Here is a 17,208-nt window from a genome sequence, read left to right on the forward strand (position 1 = left end):
AATGGACTTTTATGAAAACTCTCATAAAGCCCATCATGAAGCGCTTTTAGAACATGTTAAAATCAGCGATTTTAGTCTTCAATCATGCGCCAATTTCCTTCAGCTGCTTTAGAAATTTGATTTAGAAAATGGAGAACTGAAGCAGCTCTTTTTTCATCATGTTCATTTAAAATATTAAGTCCTTTTCCGGAGACCATTGGTTCTCCTAATGAAAAGTTACCATCTTGTAAGCTACCTTCAGAGAAAGCAACAACCGTTTCACCACTTTCAATTTCAGTGATGATAAAAAACATTGAGAAGTCATCGTCTTCCTTCATATATGCAGGCATTGCCCAAATATTATCAGCAATTTCTTGCATTTCTTGGTTCATGAACTTGTAGTACTTGTGGTTATCTTGTGTAACTGGTGTTTCTAGGACAAACATCATCTTGTTAAAAACATCTGAACCCAATTGAATGTTATCTTCCATTATTGATTCTCCTGTTGTTTTAGTTTTTCTTTTAGCTTAGTATTTTCTTCACGTAGTTTGGCCAACTCACTTCTGACTTCACCCAAGATTTGTAATTGAAGCTTTTCAACTTCCAAATCATGAGGTAATTGGTTTTGAGTTAAGTGGTCTAACTTAGCGTGGAGAATTCTTAATTCATGTTCAGATTTTAAGTTCACATGAAAATCATTTTCTGAGTCTAAACGGTCACGTTCAGCGGCACGATTTTGACTCATCATGATGATGGGGGCTTGAATTGCTGAGAAACAACTCAAAAATAGGTTTAATAAAATATATGGATATGGATCAAAGTGGACACCAAACAGTGCCAAACCATTGATAACCATCCAGATAATTAATATAACAATAAAAATGAAGATAAAGGTCCAACTACCACCAAATCTTGCAACTGCGTCTGATACCTTTTGTCCAAAGGTTAGGCTTTGTTGCAGTGCTTCGTTGACGTCTCTAATTTCATAGTTATCGCTTTGTAATGCCCTGGTCAACTTACGATTAATCTTTTGACTTTGTTTCAAGTCGGAATTGATTAATGAATCAACGCGAGACATTCGATATTTTAATAGATGGTGAGCACAAATAAAACTGGTGACCTTTGCGCCTGGATAATCGGCCTTAATGGCATTGGACATTGTTTGAGTTAAATCACCCAAGTAAAAACCTTCATCAGAATATAGTTGTGCATCATCTACAATACAATGTACTAATTTGGCTTTTTCAGTCATTTTGATCCTCCTTCACCAAAGACTTCATATCTTCTGGTAGTTCAATTTCAAAAGTTCGAACTTGATTTGTTAATTCATCGTTAAAACGTAAATAATAAGCGTGAAGTGCTTGACGGTCAATTCCCCTATCAAGTGGCCCTTGATATAATTCATCCCCCAATAGCGGATGACCTAGTGACGTCATATGAACTCTGATTTGATGGGTTCGTCCAGTGTGGAGTTTCAATCGCACCAGTGTGGAATCATCAAACTCGCCAATCTTCCAGTATTCAGTCCTGGCATTTTGGCCGGTTTCAATAACTTCCCTTCTGAAGTTATCACCGACACGGCCGATTGGTTTATCAATCATCCCATGATCATTTAGACCGATACCGTCGACAACAGCGTAGTACATCTTATCAATCTTGTGTTGCGCGATCTGTTGATTAGCTAGACTATTGGCTAAACGGTTTTTGGCTACCAAGACGATTCCAGATGTAAAACGATCCAAACGGGTAATTAAGTGCGGCCTTAAATCAATACTACCCCTTTTTTTCAAATATCCCTTAATGCGGTTGACTAGCGTATCTACACGGTTAGATGGACCCGGAACACTGGTTAACCCCGCTGGTTTGTTTACCACCAGCCAATTATCATCTTCATAAATAACATCAATGGGTTCATCACTAAATGCAACCTCATCATCACTTGTTTCCGGTGGAAAGATTACAGTCACTTCATCGCCCACAGCAAGCTTATAACTCAAATCAACTGCGTTACCATTGACTAAAATTGTACCAGTTGATTTAACATCATTATACATCCGATGCGAGACGCCATGGGCACCTAAAAACTTCTTGATACCAGCATTTTGTTCATCTTGATTTTGCCATGTGAATTGCACAATAATTTCCTCCGAGTTGTATTAATTATCATGTATGTTATATTAACATACTAGAAAAGCAAACTCATATTATTAATGGAAAGAAGATACATATCATATGTTAGATTATAGTGAACAAAATAATTGGAAGAATGAATTTGGTAAATGTCAATCGCCAATTATGTTATCAACTCATGACAGTCAACATCTTGCTGATTATCTGCCAATTCATGCCAATGAGTTCTACCAATTAAATACAGAAATTGATGATAATACTACCATTCGTTTGACTGGAATGGGCCATGCTACCATCTTTAATCGCGACTTCAAATTCAAGCAAGTGCATTTTCATGCTCCTGCTGAACATATCGTCGACGGTAAGATAAATCCAATTGAAATTCATCTCGTTCATGAAAATGAAATTGGTCAAACGGTAGTAGTGGCAATATTTCCTACCTTGGGAAATGCTAACGCAGAGTTACAAGAAATCATTAATAACTTTGAAGAAGGTAATCGCCACAGTGTGTCATTAAAATTAACCAACTGGATTTCAAGCCTTTCAACCGGCTTCCACTATCAAGGATCACTAACCACTCCTCCTTTAACCGAGGGTATTGAATGGTTAGTCATTGATAATTCAAAACTGACGGTAAGCCCAAAACAAGTCGACTGGTTCATTGCTCAATTCGGCAAAAACAATCGTGATTGCCAACCATTAAATGAAAGAAATGTTCAGTATTACAACAAATAAAAGAAGCCACTAAAGTGGCTTCTTTTTTATATTTCATCAATTTCTTTTAGCAATTCTCTAATTTGCTTCTTTTGTTCTGCATTTGGTTTTCCCTCAGACATATTCATGATATCTAGTATTTGTTGACCATCATTGATTACATCTTCAGTCTTAGAATTCATATTTTTTAGATATGCTGTTGTTAAAATAGTTTGAAGATGTTCCATTGCATCTTCATCTCCATTCATAGAGCGTTTCCCCATTCTATGAATTAACATTTTTACATTTCTTAGTTTGCGTTTATTTTCCACGTGTTGATTATAATACGGTAGAAAAAGTGCAACGAATACTGAAGACGCTTCAGCAATCGCAGCGACCCACTCGGCCATATCACTATGCATATATAATCCTCCTTAATTTTTATTATTTTGTTAAATACTTATAAACCTGTTGTCCGGATTGACGACCAAATACCACTGTTTCCGCTATTGAATTACCACCAATTCGGTTATTACCATGCAAGCCTCCAGACGTTTCTCCAGCAGCAAATAAACCATTAATTACGTCATTGTTGTTGTCTAGAACTTGAGTAAAGTGGTTAATTTTAATGCCACCCATTGTGTAGTGAACGGCTGGTGCAATATGAATGGCCATATAATCTGGATGAATTAATTGGCGACTCATTCCGGTGGTACGGCCAAAATCATCCTTACCATCTTCAACAGCCTGGTTCCATTTTGCAATTGTATCTGACAATGTCTTTTCATCAGCACCAATTTTTCTTGCTAAGTCGATAATAGTATCTCCATGAATGACCATACCCATAGAATCATAAAACTTCACTGCTTGAGCATGATTGACCACTTCTTCATCTAAAATTAAATAAGCATGCTTAGTGTCTTGTTGGTTAATTGCATCAGTTACCTTCTGTCTAGTGTCCAATTCATTAACGAAGCGTTCTCCCTTTGTATTTACCAAAATGGCACCTTCACCACGAATAGCTTCACCAATTAAAAAGGCATGATCATTATCTTGTTGAACAGTTGGATGAACTTGAATCTTATCCATATCTACCAAAGCTGCCCCAACATCACTGGCTAGTTTTAAACCATCGCCGGTTGCTCCTTCTTGGTTAGTGGTACGGTAATGAGTTAAGTCATCACGGTATTGACCTATTAGTTGCTTGTTCGCACCAAAACCACCGGTAGCTAGAATGACCGCACCGGACTTGATTGAATGGACGTTGCCATCGGCATCCTTAACTTCAACACCTGAGATATTAGCACCAGATTTATCAATTTTAGTAACATCAACATTGTTGTATACTTCGATGCCCATCTTTTCGATAATTTGTAGGAAACTAGTTACTAAATAAGCACCAATTGGAGCTTGTGAACTTGGTCGATGAGTACGCTTAGTATTCATCGCACCAGTAATTGTTAAGTCATCTAGTTTGATGTCGTGTTGAGCTAACCAATCAACAGTTAACGCAGCATGTTCAGTAAAGTATTTCAATAAATCAACATTATTTTGTTTGCCACCACCAATATATGTATCATTGTAGAAGTCTTGAAAACTGTCTACCACGTGGTGTTGTAATTGAACGGAAGTTTCAGCAGCATTCATTCCAGAAGAAGCTCTGGTCGAGTTACCACCTAACTTATCCATCTTTTCTAATACGACTGGTTTTAGACCCAGTTCTGCAGCTTGAATTGCACTAATTAATCCTGTGGCACCAGAACCAACGATTGCTACATCATAATGTTTCTTTAGTCCTTTGATGTCATTTGGATGAAAAATATATTTAGCCATAACCAAACCTCCTAATGTCATTATTTTAGTACAAAAAAAGCATTGTCCAAAAGACAATGCTTTAATTAGTTAAATTTATTTAGTAAAATCGATAACCATTCTACCAACAATCTTACCATTCTTCATTTCGTCGATAACATCATTGATTTCTGATAGTTTTCTAGTATGAACAATTGGTTTAACCTTACCTTCAGCACCGAATTGGAAAGTTTCACGTAGGTCTTCTCTAGTACCAACTAGTGAACCTTCAACGTGGATTCCGTTCAATACAGTTTGGGCAATGTTTAGGTCCATGTTACCCTTTGGTAGCGCAACGGCAACTAGATGACCGTCTGGACGTAAAGCATTGATAGCTTGATCAAAGGCGATTGGGTTAACAGCAGTGATAACTGAAACGTGGGCTCCACCATTAGTTTCTTCCTTGACCTTTTCTGATAGGTTTTCTGAACGGTAGTCGATACCCTTCTTAGCACCTAGTTCTTCGGCCTTTTCTAGGTTGTTACCACGAGCAACGGCGATAACGTTTGCACCAAAGACGTTGTTGGCGAATTGAACACCTAGGTTACCTAAACCACCGGCACCAACCATTTCAACCCATTGACCTGGCTTAGTGTGACCAACTTTTAATGCCTTATACATAGTAACGCCGGCACAAGTTAGTGAAGTAGCTTCGATTGGGTCCAATCCTTCTGGAACCTTAACAGCATACTTAGCGTCAACAATTACTTGTTCAGCCATAGCACCATCAACAGTGAAACCAGCATTCTTAACTTCACGACATAATGTTTCTCTACCACTTAAGCAGTATTCACAGTGACCGCATCCTTTGAAGAACCAGGCGATTGATACACGATCACCGATTTTTAGATTATCTACATCATCGGCAACTTGAATAACTTTACCTACACCTTCATGACCAATAATACGGCCAGCTTGGTCACCAAAGTCTCCATTGGCAACATGTAAGTCGGTGTGGCATAAACCACAGTATTCAACTTGAACTAAAGCTTCACCATTTTCAATTGGGCGAAGTTCAACATCTTTAACATCTACATATCCATCTGAGTTGTCTCTTACTACTGCAGCTTTCATTGATAAAATCTCCTTCATATAATACAACATTGATATTGTTTTCACATATAATGTACCACCTTATTATCCGATAATAAAGCAAAAAACAATAAATTTTTAATGAGTTTTTTATCATTTTAGCTTTTGATTGTGAATATAATCACTATACAATCATTCCAATATGCAACATCACTTTAATTAGGTATTATTGAACGATTTATATCCTACCAAAATAGAATTAAACACTTAATTCAATTCTAATAAGCTTATCTTTTGAGGTAAAAATAGTATTTAAATAGTGTAATAATATCGATTAAAGGCCATCAATATCTAACTTTTTTATAATTGAAAAGATCATTTGTAAATAAAAAAATCTCAACAATCACGTTGAGATTTTTTAGAGAATGATTATTCCCATTCAACTTTCGTATTAAAGTATCTATTTTACTCTAACCACGTAGTGATTATTAGCTGTAATTACTCGGTTACCAGCAATCTTGTAGAATTGCTTGTTACCTTTCTTTACAATTTTGTATACATATAATTTAGTGCCTTTCTTTTCTACCTTACGGCCATCTTTGTGAAGGGCAATTGTCTTGTATGCATATACCTTCTTAGATTTAATACGTACACTAAATAGGTGCTTTGACTTCTTAACAATCTTCTTAATCACATGCTTTTTAGCTTTCTTAGTTGCTTTCTTTGCTACATGTTTCTTAGCTTCATGCTTAGCAGCTTTCTTAGTTTTAGCAGTCTTAGTGAATTCGTTGTGCTTACCGACCGCTGGAACATCGTAGGTTACAGCCTTTGCCTTTGCTTTGTCTAATGCCTTAACAGCAGCTTTGTATTCCTTCTTAGCAGCATTTAATGCTGATTGGTCTACTTTCTTTACAGTAACTGTCTTACCGCCATAGCTGTTTGCTTTGTCTTGAAGGGCTTTTAGTTGGTCGTTGTAATATTGGATGTATTTTCCATATGACTTAGTCCAACCTTGGGCATTTTTAATTTGAGCATCGTTATCTTGTACTTCATATTGTACTTTATAAAAGTCTGTCAATACTTGTTGATATGATGGGTCAGTGTCACTTGTTGCATTCACTTTGGCATTTGCAGCATCCAATTGTTTTTGCAATGTGTCTTTTTGGTCTAAGTAATATTGTAAATTCTTTTGTGATGATGCTAATGAATTTTGTGAGTTAACAACATTGTTTTGTGCATCAGTAATTTGTTTCTTTAAGTCATCAGGAATACCACCTTGTACTTCAGTTACACCTTTACCTTTGCTTAATTCATCAACCTTAGCCTTAGCTGAGTCAACTCTGTTTTGAGCAGCTTGTACATCGCTCTTTGCGTCGGCATGTGCTTGAGTTCCTTGTGTTGCGACAACACCGGCACCGAATACGGCACCTGCTGCCATTGTAGTCATTAATGCTTTGTTCATAAGAATTCTTCTCCAAATATAAAATATATGTAAATATTAAATTAACTATATATAATATATATCATTAAAAAATAAAAACAAACAATTATATTTTTTGGACGATCATACTATATAAATAAAAAAGATAATCAATAATTGATTATCTTTTTTCCATACTATTAATTTAGATTATTCCCATTCAATTGTCGAAGGTGGCTTACTAGTAATATCGTATACTACACGGTTTACCCCTTCTACTTCATTTGTAATCTTAGTTGAAATTTCTGACAAGACATCCCAAGGAATCTTAGCAAAATCAGCAGTCATTCCATCAATGGAATTAACTGCACGGATTGCGATGGTGTAGTCATAAGTACGACCATCACCCATTACACCAACACTTCTAAAGCCAGGTAAAATGGTAAAGTATTGCCAAATATCCTTATCTAATCCAGCAGCGGCAATTTCGCGACGTAAAATGTAGTCACTATCTCTAACAATTTCTAGCTTGTCTTCAGTAACTTCACCGATAACACGAATACCTAAACCAGGACCTGGGAATGGTTGACGCCATACTAAGTAGTCTGGCATCCCCATTTCTTCACCCAAGCGTCTAGTTTCGTCCTTGAATAATGAACGAACTGGTTCGATTAGTTTGAATTGTAGGTCTTCTGGTAGACCACCAACGTTATGGTGAGACTTGATAGTTTCAGCGGTGTTAGTACCACTTTCAATAACGTCAGTGTATAGAGTACCTTGAGCTAAGAAATCAACATCCTTAAGCTTCAAAGCTTCTTCATTAAAGACTTCGATAAATTCATTACCAATAATCTTTCTCTTTTGTTCGGGATCAGTAACACCGGATAACTTGTCTAAGAAACGTTTGCTTGCATCAACTTGGATGATGTTTAAACCAAACTTACCTTCTAGACTATCCATTACTTCCTTCACTTCGTTCTTACGAAGTAGACCGTGGTCAACAAAGATACAAGTTAGTTGATCACCAATCGCCTTGTTCAATAACACACCGGTTACACTTGAATCTACCCCACCGGATAGACCTAAGATAACCTTCTTGTCGCCAACTTCTTCTCTGATTTGCTTGATTTGTAAGTCAATAAAGTCATTCATTGACCAGTTAGCTTCTGCGCCACAAACGTTAAACACGAAGTTCTTTAGGATGTCAGTACCGTATTTGGTATTTCTAACTTCCGCATGGAATTGAATTCCATAGAACTTTCTAGCGGTATCTTGCATTGCAGTAATTGGGCAACCTTCAGCAGTTGCCACATTTTCAAAGCCATCCGGAACCTTACGTACAAGGTCTCCATGACTCATCCAAACTGGTTCTTCCTTAGGCAAATCTTTGAATAGTTCCGCATTATCAGAGGTAATGTCGATGTCAGCGTGACCATATTGTCCATGGTCTTCTCCATCAACTTGTCCTCCACCTAGGTTATATGCCATTAGTTGCATACCATAACAAATACCTAGAATTGGAATATTCATTTCGAAAATTTTAGGATCAACAGTCAATGCATCTTCAGCATAAACACTGTTAGGACCTCCAGAGAAGATAATCCCTTTAGGGTTAAAAGCCTTGATTTCGTCGATGGTCATATCATGGGGCTTTAATTCGGAATACACACCAAAATCACGGATACGACGGGTGATTAATTGATTGTATTGACTTCCAAAGTCAAGCACCAAGATTTTATCAAACGATGATAAATCCATTTCAGCCAAACCATTCACTCTCCAATCATTAAATTGTATTTATCATACATAGAAAAATGAATGGCGTCAAATTAAATCTAATACTTTCTAAGCAAAATTTTATCGATACGATGATCATCTGTTTTGTGAATAATTAAGTCTGCTCTGGTCTTAGTAGGTTTAATATTTTCTAGCAAATTAGGTAAATTAATTTGTTGCCAAACATCCTTGGCGGTATCAATAGCCTTCTTACGATCTGTATGCGCCATTTCATAGTAGTAGTTAGATGGATTTTGAAATGCTGTATCCATTAGTTTTTCAAAACGTTCGATATACCATTGTTCAATCAATTCATCATCAGCATCGATGTAAATTGAAAAATCAGTAAAATCAGAAACGTAAATTTGTTGATTACTTGGTAGTTGTAAAGTGTTGATTCCTTCGATAATCAAGACATCCGGTTGGTCGATGATATCAAACTCATCAGGAATAATGTCATATACATCATGTGAGTATACTGGTGCTTTAACATTGTGTTTACCTGACTTTACTTCATTTAAGAAGTTAATCAATGACTTCATGTCATAACTTTCTGGGAATCCTTTTCTATCCATGATGCCACGACGCTTTAATTCAGCAGAATTATATAAAAAACCATCGGTAGTAATTAGCTGGATTTTCTTGTCTTCGAAGTATCTAGATAGCAATACTTCCAATAGTCTGGCGGTAGTTGATTTTCCAACCGCCACACTTCCGGAAATTCCAATAATAAATGGCACTTTTCGATCTTGTTTATCCAAAAATGCAGTCTTTGTTTTTTGCCACTGGTTAAAGTTTTGGGTGGATAAGTCCAACAAATGAACAATGGGAATGTAGACGTCGCGCACGTCTTGTAGTGAAATCTCATCATTAAATGCTTTAATTTGTTTTAACCCGTCGGTAGTAACGGGTAAAGAACGTAATTTGTATAGGTCCTTCCACTCGTCTTTCTTAAATGCGTAGTAATTGATTGGATCTGACAATTTTACGCCTCCGTTCAATAAAAGTAGTACGTCCATAATACCACTGAACACATTAGAAACGATAAAAAAGCGCCTAATCCCTTTGGATAGGCGCTTTTATTTGTTACTAATTGCAATTATTGTAAATCATATAAATTGCTAGGAACTACATCAAACAAGTGAGTTGGTTTTCCTTCAGCAATAATCGTTAGTTCATGCATTGCACGAGTACAGATTGTATAAACCAATTGACGATCTGCTTCTTCACCAAAATGTTTGTCATCTGCGTCAAACATAACCACAGAGTCAAATTCTAGCCCTTTAGCAAGGTAAGCAGGTATTACTAGGGTTCCAGTAGTCAAACGTTGGTTTTCAGTCTGTATAAGCGTATTTTTTACGTTTTTATCATCTAATTGTTCGGATAATAACTTTGCATCGGCCAATGTTTTGACGATAATGGCTGTTGTATCATGTTTTTCCTTATCATTGTTAATTCTATCAACTAATTTATCCAAGGCAGCATCCCTATTTGCAACAACTTGCATGACTGGTTTGTCACCGACACGCGCGAATGATTCAATTTGGCTACCGCCTTCTAGAATGTGCTTAGTGAAGTCAGTGATTTGCTCAGTTGAACGGTATGACTTAGTAAGTTGCACGACGTTAGTCTTTTCAGGATCAAACATGGTTGATAGTTCTGATAGCAATGTATGACTATTTTCATGAGTGAAGATAGCTTGGTTCAAGTCCCCTAGTAGTGTGAAACGGGCACGTGGGAAAGTGAACTTCATAAATGCCATTTGGAATGCGGTGTAGTCTTGGACTTCATCAATGAATAGGTACTTGATGTCGGTCTTTGGACGTTTACCTGAGATACGGTCGAATAGGTATAGGTATACTGAAACATCAGACATTGAGATGTGGCCGTTCTTCATTTGGTTGATTGAAGCATCAACTGACTTAGTCCAGTCTTCTTTGGTTAGGTCGTACTTGGATAAGTCGATTAGATTTGGCACGTTTCTTAAGAAGTGTACTAGTTGGTTATTAACCCCTAGAAAACGACCGTGAACGATTTGTTTTCTAATACGCTTGAAGGCACCGATAACGATGTGTCTTGCTAGGAAGTCGAATTCTTTATCAGCGTTTTCGAATTCGTCTGGATGGGCGTTTTGTACGGCTTGAATTTGTTCTCTACTCAAGTCTTGCACAGCTTGTTCTACCCATGGTTTCTTCATTTCGACTTTGACACGACGGTTCAAAATCTTAATCAAGCGTTCCTTGGTAGCGTCTAGACGATTTCTTAGGTTGTAGTTTTCATTAAAACTGTAGTAAATTTCTGCGATTTGTTCCTTTGAGATAAAGATATCTCCTTGGAACTTCAAGTTCTTGAACTTCATGTCTTCACTGTTCAAGTGGTTAGTGTAGGCAGTTTCTGCCTTGAAGAATTCTAGACTGTTCTTTAGGTTATTAATGTTTCTTAGTTTCTTGTCTTCTGAATTATCTTCTTCAAAACGTTCTGAAAGAGTTTCAACCTTAAACTTAGGAACACGCAAACTACTGTATTGGTAGTAAGTCATTTGCACCATGTTTTGTTCACCCAATTCAGGCAACACTTGGTTGATGTAATCGTTGAACAATTGGTTAGGTGAGAACAATACGACTTGCGCTGAACTTAGTTTTCCTCTGTATTGGTACAATAGGAAAGCGACACGTTGCAATACTGCAGCTGTCTTACCAGAACCAGCGGCCCCTTGCACGAATAACAAGTCGGACTTGGTATCTCTGATAATTTTGTTTTGTTCTCTTTGGATGGTAGTAACGATACTCTTCATCTTAGTATTGGACTTACCATTTAGGTTATCCAATAGCATTTGATCTCCAACCACTTGGTCGGTATCAAAGATAGTTTCAATCTTGCCATCCTTGATTTGGAATTGACGTTTTAAAGTCACGTTTACGGTTTGTTCACCCATTGGTGTGTGGTAGGTCAATTTACCAATTTTGCTATCGTAGTAGATACTCGAAATTGGAGCACGCCAGTCATAAATCAAGTAGTGATCTGGGCTATCGGCAAAAGAACCTAAACCGATATAAATAGTTTCTGCCTTGTGTTCGCCTTCTTCTTCGAAGTCTAGACGAGCAAAGTAAGGACGTTCTTGCATCTTGGCAAGCTTGTCGTATTCCTTAGTTGCATGTTTCCAACTATTTTCACGTTCTTCCAGCATTTGTTGTTGTTGGCGAATTGATACGGAAGTTTCCATCATTCCAGAATAAGTACTGGTCTTCAAACGGACATCATTATAGAAATTCTTATTGATATCATGCTCATCTTTTTCAGCACGATTAATTTTTTTAACTGCTTCAGCCTTAGCTACTTCAACTTTGGCCAAAACATCATTTAAATGTTTTTGTTCTTGTTCTTTAATTGATTCAGACATTTGAGCTACGCTCCTATCTTAAAATTTGGTTATTAATTCTAGCACATATATGATAGAAAGAAAAGCCAATCTATCATTAACCTAATCTTTTCTATAGCCCCGGCATATATGATAAAATATAAGCATACAAATATGTCAGGAGGTTTTTTCTGATGATTAACATTTATCTTGTTCGTCATGGACAAACTTATTTAAATAAATACAACCGTATTCAAGGTATCGCAAATGCCCCTCTTACTGAAAAAGGGATTGCCGATGCCATTGACGCTGGAAAAAGATTAAGTTCTATTACATTCAATCACGCATATTCTAGTGATATGCCTCGTGCATTTGATACTGGAAAATATGTATTGCAACAAAATCCCTCAGATATTGAAGAACCTATTGCAGATAAAGCTTTCCGTGAAGAAAACTTCGGTTACTTTGAAGGAAACGATAGCGAAGCTGCTTGGCACCAAATTGGTGGACCAGATGGCTTAGACAATTATGGTAAGATGATTAGCAAACTTGGAATGGGAGGAACAGCCGATTTAATTGCTGCTCACGACCCATATGGTGATGCTGAAAATAATCAAGACCTATTGAATCGTTTCATCCCCGGATTAAAGAAAGTCATTCAAAACGCTAACGATGGTGACAACATCATGATTGCTGCTCACGGCACCATTATCAGATGGGCTGTTGATCAATTTAAGGATGATTCCATCGACGTTTCTGAACCTATTGAAAACGGAAGCGTTTCAAAACTAGTTTCAAATGCTGATGCAAGTGAAATTAGTGTTGAATACTACAACAACTTAAGTGAAAACGTCTAATCAACGTAAAAATAACCGTTACTAATTAAAGTAACGGTTATTTTTTTAGCTGTTTAAGCGATCCTTATACATTTGAATTTCGTCATCGGCAGCACGAACATAATGGTTAGGAGCAATTTCAACTAACTTACGTTGCTTTCCGTCACTTTCAACGCTTGCATCGTAATCTACGATCTCACGTTGTCTTTCAAATTCAGGGTCCGGTACCGGAACAGCTGAAAGTAAACTTCTAGTGTAATCGTGTAATGGATGAGCATATAGTTCATCTGCATCAGCGATTTCTAACATACGACCATAGTGCATAACACCAATACGGTCACTAATGTATTTAACCATTGATAAATCATGGGCAATGAATAAGTATGTTAGCTTACGTTTCTTTTGTAAGTCCTTAAGTAGGTTTACTACTTGGGCTTGGATTGACACGTCCAATGCGGAGATAGGTTCATCAGCAATGATGAATTTTGGTTTAACAGCTAAAGCACGAGCAATTCCAATTCTTTGACGTTGTCCACCAGAGAATTCATGAGGATATCTGTTGGCATGTTCCTTGTTCAAGCCAACAGTTTCCAATAATTCTTCAACTTGGGCATCACGATCGTCATTGTCTTTGGCTAAGTGGTTAATGTCGATACCTTCGGCAATAATGTCTTTAACCTTCATACGGGGATTTAATGATGCGTAAGGATCTTGGAAAATTGTTTGGATATCACTTCTGAATTCCTTTTCATCTTTTTTAGTCTTTAATTTTGAAACATCTTTGCCTTCAAAGATGATTTCGCCACCTGTTGGTTCATACAAATGACTAATTGCACGACCTGTGGTTGTCTTTCCGGAGCCAGATTCACCAACTAGTCCGAAGGTTTCTCCTTCATGAACGTTGAAGGTGATATCATCAACAGCTCTAACTTCGTCTTTACGACCAACGTTAAAGTATTGTTTTAAGTTTTTTACTTCTAAAATTTTGGGTGCATCTTTATCTAACATATTGTCACCACCTATCCTTGTCTAGTCTTTTTAAAGTGTTCTTGACGCTTTACGATATCAGCTGGTGGAGTCACCTTAGGAGCTCTATCATCTAATAACCATGTTGCTGCGTAGTGAGTGTCAGAAACCTTAAAGAATGGTGGTTGTTCAATTGTGTCAATCTTTAATGCGTACTTATTTCTAGCAGCAAATGCATCCCCTACTGGTGGTTCCAATAGGTCTGGAGGTGTACCCGGGATTGATGGTAGTACATCTTCGTTAGTATCCAAAGTAGGCATTGAACCTAATAGTCCCCAAGTATATGGGTGTTTTGGATTGTAGAAAATTTCATCAACTGTTCCGTATTCAACGATTTTACCGGCATACATAACTGCAACTCGATCAGCCATACCAGCCACTACCCCTAAATCATGGGTAATGAAGATGATTGAAGTATTAATCTTTGTTTGCAATTCCTTCATTAATTCCAGAATCTTAGCTTGAATGGTAACATCCAACGCAGTAGTTGGTTCATCAGCAATTAATATTTCTGGATAGTTTACTAAAGCAATTGCAATCACAATTCTTTGTCTCATCCCACCTGAGAATTGGTATGGATAATCATTGATTCGTTCTTCGGCATTAGTAATACCAACAAGTTTTAACATTTCCAAGGCTTTAGCCATTGCTTTTTCTTTAGATAAACCTTGGTGAATCATTAATGGTTCAGCAACTTGACGACCAATCTTCATAGTTGGGTCCAATGAAGTCATTGGATCTTGGAAGATTTCGGCAATTTTGCTACCACGTAGTTTACTTAATTCTTTTTCGTCTAATTTTAAAATGTCTTGGCCATCGAATTCGATGCTTCCGTCGACAACATCAGCGTTGGTAGCGTTCAAACCCATAATGCTTCGAGTAGTTACTGATTTACCAGAACCTGATTCCCCAACAATCGCTAGGGTTTCACCCTTCTTTAAATCAAAACTAATGTCACGAATGGCTTGAACAGTACCCGCGTAAGTTTTGAAATTAATTGATAAATTTCTAACTTCTAGGATGTTTTCTTTGTTTTCCATTCTTGTCACCTACTCTCTTGATTTAGGGTCAAATGCATCTCTTAAACCATCACCTAAAATGTTGAATGCAATCATTAATAATGAAAGAACAATTGCTGGAACCCACATTTGATATGGTAAGAATTGGAATGACTTTTGACCATTACTAATCAAAGTACCTAATGAAGCTGCTGGAGCTGGAACCCCAATCCCAATAAATGATAGGAATGCTTCAAAGAAGATAGCACTTGGAATAGTGAACATAGTATTAATAATAATCACTGAAGTTAAGTTTGGTAATAAGTGCTTGAAAGCAATCTTAAATGAACTTTCACCTAGTGAACGTGCAGCTAACACGAATTCTTGACTCTTTAGTTCAAGCGTTTGTGCACGCACTAAACGAGCCATGTTGATCCAACTAGTAAATGCAATTGCAATGATGATTGCAGGAATACCTGGTTTTAATACCAATAGTAAAAGAATCATCACAACTAGGTTAGGAATTGATAGAAGAATTTCGATGACACGTTGCATGAAAGTATCAACTTTTCCACCAATCCAACCCGAAATAATTCCGTAAGCAACTCCGATAGTTAAATCGAAGAAAGTAGCAACAACCGCAATTAATAGTGAAATTCTAGTACCAAACAATGTTCTTGCAAACAAGTCACGACCTAAGTAGTCACTACCTAACCAGAAGTAATGGTTAGCAGCAGCACCTGTATAGGCGTTAACACGTGCACCACCTTGCACCAATGTTCCGTTAAATCCAGGAATATCAATTCCAGGAATACGTGGTGGTAAGTTGTTTAAGTTTGGATGAGTTGAAATGCTGCTGAATGCAGGAATCAATGCTGATCCAAATGATACGACAAATAAGAAAATCAAAATGTATAGTGAAATCATTGCCGCTTTGTTTTTCTTTAGACGACGCCATGAATCCTTCACAAAAGTAAGAGAAGGAGCCGCGATTTTTTCATTATCTAAATGTGCACCATCTGATAATGGTTCAAAGGCGTCTTTTGGTAGTTGTTTTGCTTTATCTGCCATTTTATTCTCTTCCCCCTGCTACTCTGATTCTTGGATCGATTATTCCGTACACGATGTCGGTAATTAATAATACGACACATAATAGGAAACAATACATAACTGTAAGTCCCATAATGGTTGGGTAATCGTTTGTTAACACTGAGTTAACGAATTGTTCACCAATACCTGGAATTGCGAAAATGTTTTCAACAACTAGTGATCCAGTCATGATGTTTACGGCCAATGGACCGATGATTGTTACCAATGGGATTAAACTATTTCTTAAAGCATGGTGGTAAATAATACCGAACTTGCTTAACCCCTTTGCTCTTGCTAATTCAATATAATCTGAACTTAAAACGTCAACCATTTCAGTACGTACAAAACGTGCTGATTCGGCTAATGGCATTGCAGCCAATGCTAATGTTGGAAGAATTGTGTATGCAAATCCACTCCAACCGGCGATTGGTAGTAATCCCCACTTCAAAGCAATTACATATTGTAGTAATACTGAGAAGACAAATGAAGGAATTGAAATTCCTAGAATTGAGATGATAGTAGTTGAAGTATCAACCCAAGTACTCTTCTTGATTGCCCCGATAGCACCAACAATGATACCAGCGATAACACCGACAACCATTGCTTGAGCACCCAATAGAAGTGATGGTCCCATACGACTTGAGATTAGGTATGAAACTGGTTGATCACTGAATTGGAATGATGTTCCAAAGTTACCATGAACAGCGTTCACTAGGTAACTAATATATTGTTGCCAAACCGGTTTATCCAAGCCGTATTGTTTTAACACCATGTAACGTTCGGCTGGGGAAAGTTTGGCTTCGTTAGTCAATGGTGTTCCTGGCATTAACTTCATTAAGAAGAACGTCACAGTCACAACTATGAATAACGTTAATAACAAGTAAAAAACTCGTTTTGCTAAAAACTTAACCATATTTTTTTATCCTCACAATCTTTCGGGAAAATGCCCCTTTATGTACGGAAGAGTTTTAGATTCGACTATATTCATTATAGTAGTTATCTAAAACTCTTCTCAATGAA

General features: G+C 37.2%; 16 protein-coding genes. 2 read left to right on the forward strand and 14 right to left on the reverse strand.

Going from position 1 to position 17,208, the window contains the following annotated elements; genetic code table 11:
• Window positions 1-71: 71 nt before the first annotated feature.
• Genes FD688_RS04495 through FD688_RS04505 form a run of 3 tightly spaced genes read right to left on the reverse strand, consistent with a single transcriptional unit; the run spans window position 72 to window position 2,114 of the window.
• The gene (locus FD688_RS04495; protein ID WP_138741967.1) at window positions 72-470 is read right to left on the reverse strand and encodes a hypothetical protein; all 399 of its coding nucleotides are present in this window, start codon (window positions 468-470) and stop codon (window positions 72-74) included.
• Window positions 470-1,231: a DUF1003 domain-containing protein gene (locus FD688_RS04500; protein WP_138741968.1), complete on the reverse strand. Its 762-nt coding sequence runs from the start codon at window positions 1,229-1,231 to the stop codon at window positions 470-472. Before FD688_RS04500 ends, FD688_RS04495 begins: the two co-directional genes overlap by 1 nt.
• A complete protein-coding gene (locus FD688_RS04505; protein WP_190242908.1) occupies window positions 1,224-2,114 on the reverse strand; it encodes an RluA family pseudouridine synthase in 891 nt (296 codons plus the stop codon). The genes FD688_RS04500 and FD688_RS04505 overlap by 8 nt, the downstream gene beginning before the upstream one ends.
• 97 nt (window positions 2,115-2,211) lie before the next feature.
• Here FD688_RS04505 and FD688_RS04510 point away from each other — a divergent pair, with 97 nt between their 5' ends.
• Complete coding sequence (locus FD688_RS04510) at window positions 2,212-2,844, forward strand: carbonic anhydrase family protein (RefSeq protein ID WP_138741969.1); 633 nt, start codon at window positions 2,212-2,214, stop codon at window positions 2,842-2,844.
• A gap of 26 nt (window positions 2,845-2,870) precedes the next feature.
• Here FD688_RS04510 and FD688_RS04515 read toward each other — a convergent pair whose 3' ends face one another.
• From FD688_RS04515 to helD, 7 genes are all read right to left on the reverse strand, one after another.
• Window positions 2,871-3,224 (reverse strand): hypothetical protein, encoded by a 354-nt coding sequence (locus FD688_RS04515; RefSeq protein WP_054604920.1) that lies wholly within the window; start codon window positions 3,222-3,224, stop codon window positions 2,871-2,873.
• 22 nt (window positions 3,225-3,246) lie between these two features.
• Entirely contained in the window at window positions 3,247-4,635 is a 1,389-nt protein-coding gene (locus FD688_RS04520; protein WP_138741970.1) for a flavocytochrome c, read from the reverse strand.
• 75 nt (window positions 4,636-4,710) lie between these two features.
• Window positions 4,711-5,727 (reverse strand): alcohol dehydrogenase AdhP, encoded by a 1,017-nt coding sequence (adhP, locus tag FD688_RS04525; RefSeq protein WP_034535094.1) that lies wholly within the window; start codon window positions 5,725-5,727, stop codon window positions 4,711-4,713.
• Window positions 5,728-6,145: 418 nt separating this feature from the next.
• On the reverse strand, window positions 6,146-7,147 hold the full coding sequence (locus tag FD688_RS04530; protein WP_138741971.1) for a hypothetical protein: 1,002 nt from the start codon (window positions 7,145-7,147) through the stop codon (window positions 6,146-6,148).
• A gap of 168 nt (window positions 7,148-7,315) precedes the next feature.
• The gene (guaA, locus tag FD688_RS04535; protein ID WP_138742092.1) at window positions 7,316-8,863 is read right to left on the reverse strand and encodes a glutamine-hydrolyzing GMP synthase; all 1,548 of its coding nucleotides are present in this window, start codon (window positions 8,861-8,863) and stop codon (window positions 7,316-7,318) included.
• Window positions 8,864-8,940: 77 nt separating this feature from the next.
• On the reverse strand, window positions 8,941-9,864 hold the full coding sequence (coaA, locus tag FD688_RS04540; RefSeq protein ID WP_138741972.1) for a type I pantothenate kinase: 924 nt from the start codon (window positions 9,862-9,864) through the stop codon (window positions 8,941-8,943).
• Between the two features lie 116 nt (window positions 9,865-9,980).
• Window positions 9,981-12,281 carry an RNA polymerase recycling motor HelD gene (gene helD / locus FD688_RS04545; RefSeq protein WP_138741973.1) on the reverse strand — a complete coding sequence of 767 codons (2,301 nt, stop codon included), beginning with the start codon at window positions 12,279-12,281 and terminating at the stop codon, window positions 9,981-9,983.
• Between the two features lie 152 nt (window positions 12,282-12,433).
• On the opposite strand from helD, the gene FD688_RS04550 reads away from it, so the two are divergent.
• On the forward strand, window positions 12,434-13,096 hold the full coding sequence (locus tag FD688_RS04550; RefSeq protein ID WP_318530878.1) for a histidine phosphatase family protein: 663 nt from the start codon (window positions 12,434-12,436) through the stop codon (window positions 13,094-13,096).
• 45 nt (window positions 13,097-13,141) lie between these two features.
• Here FD688_RS04550 and FD688_RS04555 read toward each other — a convergent pair whose 3' ends face one another.
• From FD688_RS04555 to opp3b, 4 genes are read right to left on the reverse strand one after another with little or no spacing between them, the layout of a single operon-like run.
• Entirely contained in the window at window positions 13,142-14,083 is a 942-nt protein-coding gene (locus tag FD688_RS04555) for an ABC transporter ATP-binding protein (protein ID WP_138741975.1), read from the reverse strand.
• An 11-nt stretch (window positions 14,084-14,094) separates the two neighbouring features.
• Window positions 14,095-15,141 carry an ABC transporter ATP-binding protein gene (locus FD688_RS04560; protein WP_053792895.1) on the reverse strand — a complete coding sequence of 349 codons (1,047 nt, stop codon included), beginning with the start codon at window positions 15,139-15,141 and terminating at the stop codon, window positions 14,095-14,097.
• 9 nt (window positions 15,142-15,150) lie between these two features.
• Window positions 15,151-16,170, reverse strand: coding sequence for an ABC transporter permease (locus FD688_RS04565; RefSeq protein ID WP_034535080.1), 1,020 nt, complete (start codon window positions 16,168-16,170; stop codon window positions 15,151-15,153).
• A gap of 1 nt (window position 16,171) precedes the next feature.
• Window positions 16,172-17,101 carry an oligopeptide ABC transporter permease gene (opp3b, locus tag FD688_RS04570; protein ID WP_053795722.1) on the reverse strand — a complete coding sequence of 310 codons (930 nt, stop codon included), beginning with the start codon at window positions 17,099-17,101 and terminating at the stop codon, window positions 16,172-16,174.
• Window positions 17,102-17,208: the final 107 nt, after the last annotated feature.

Source organism: Apilactobacillus kunkeei, assembly GCF_005930975.1.
GTDB lineage: Bacteria > Bacillota > Bacilli > Lactobacillales > Lactobacillaceae > Apilactobacillus > Apilactobacillus kunkeei_E.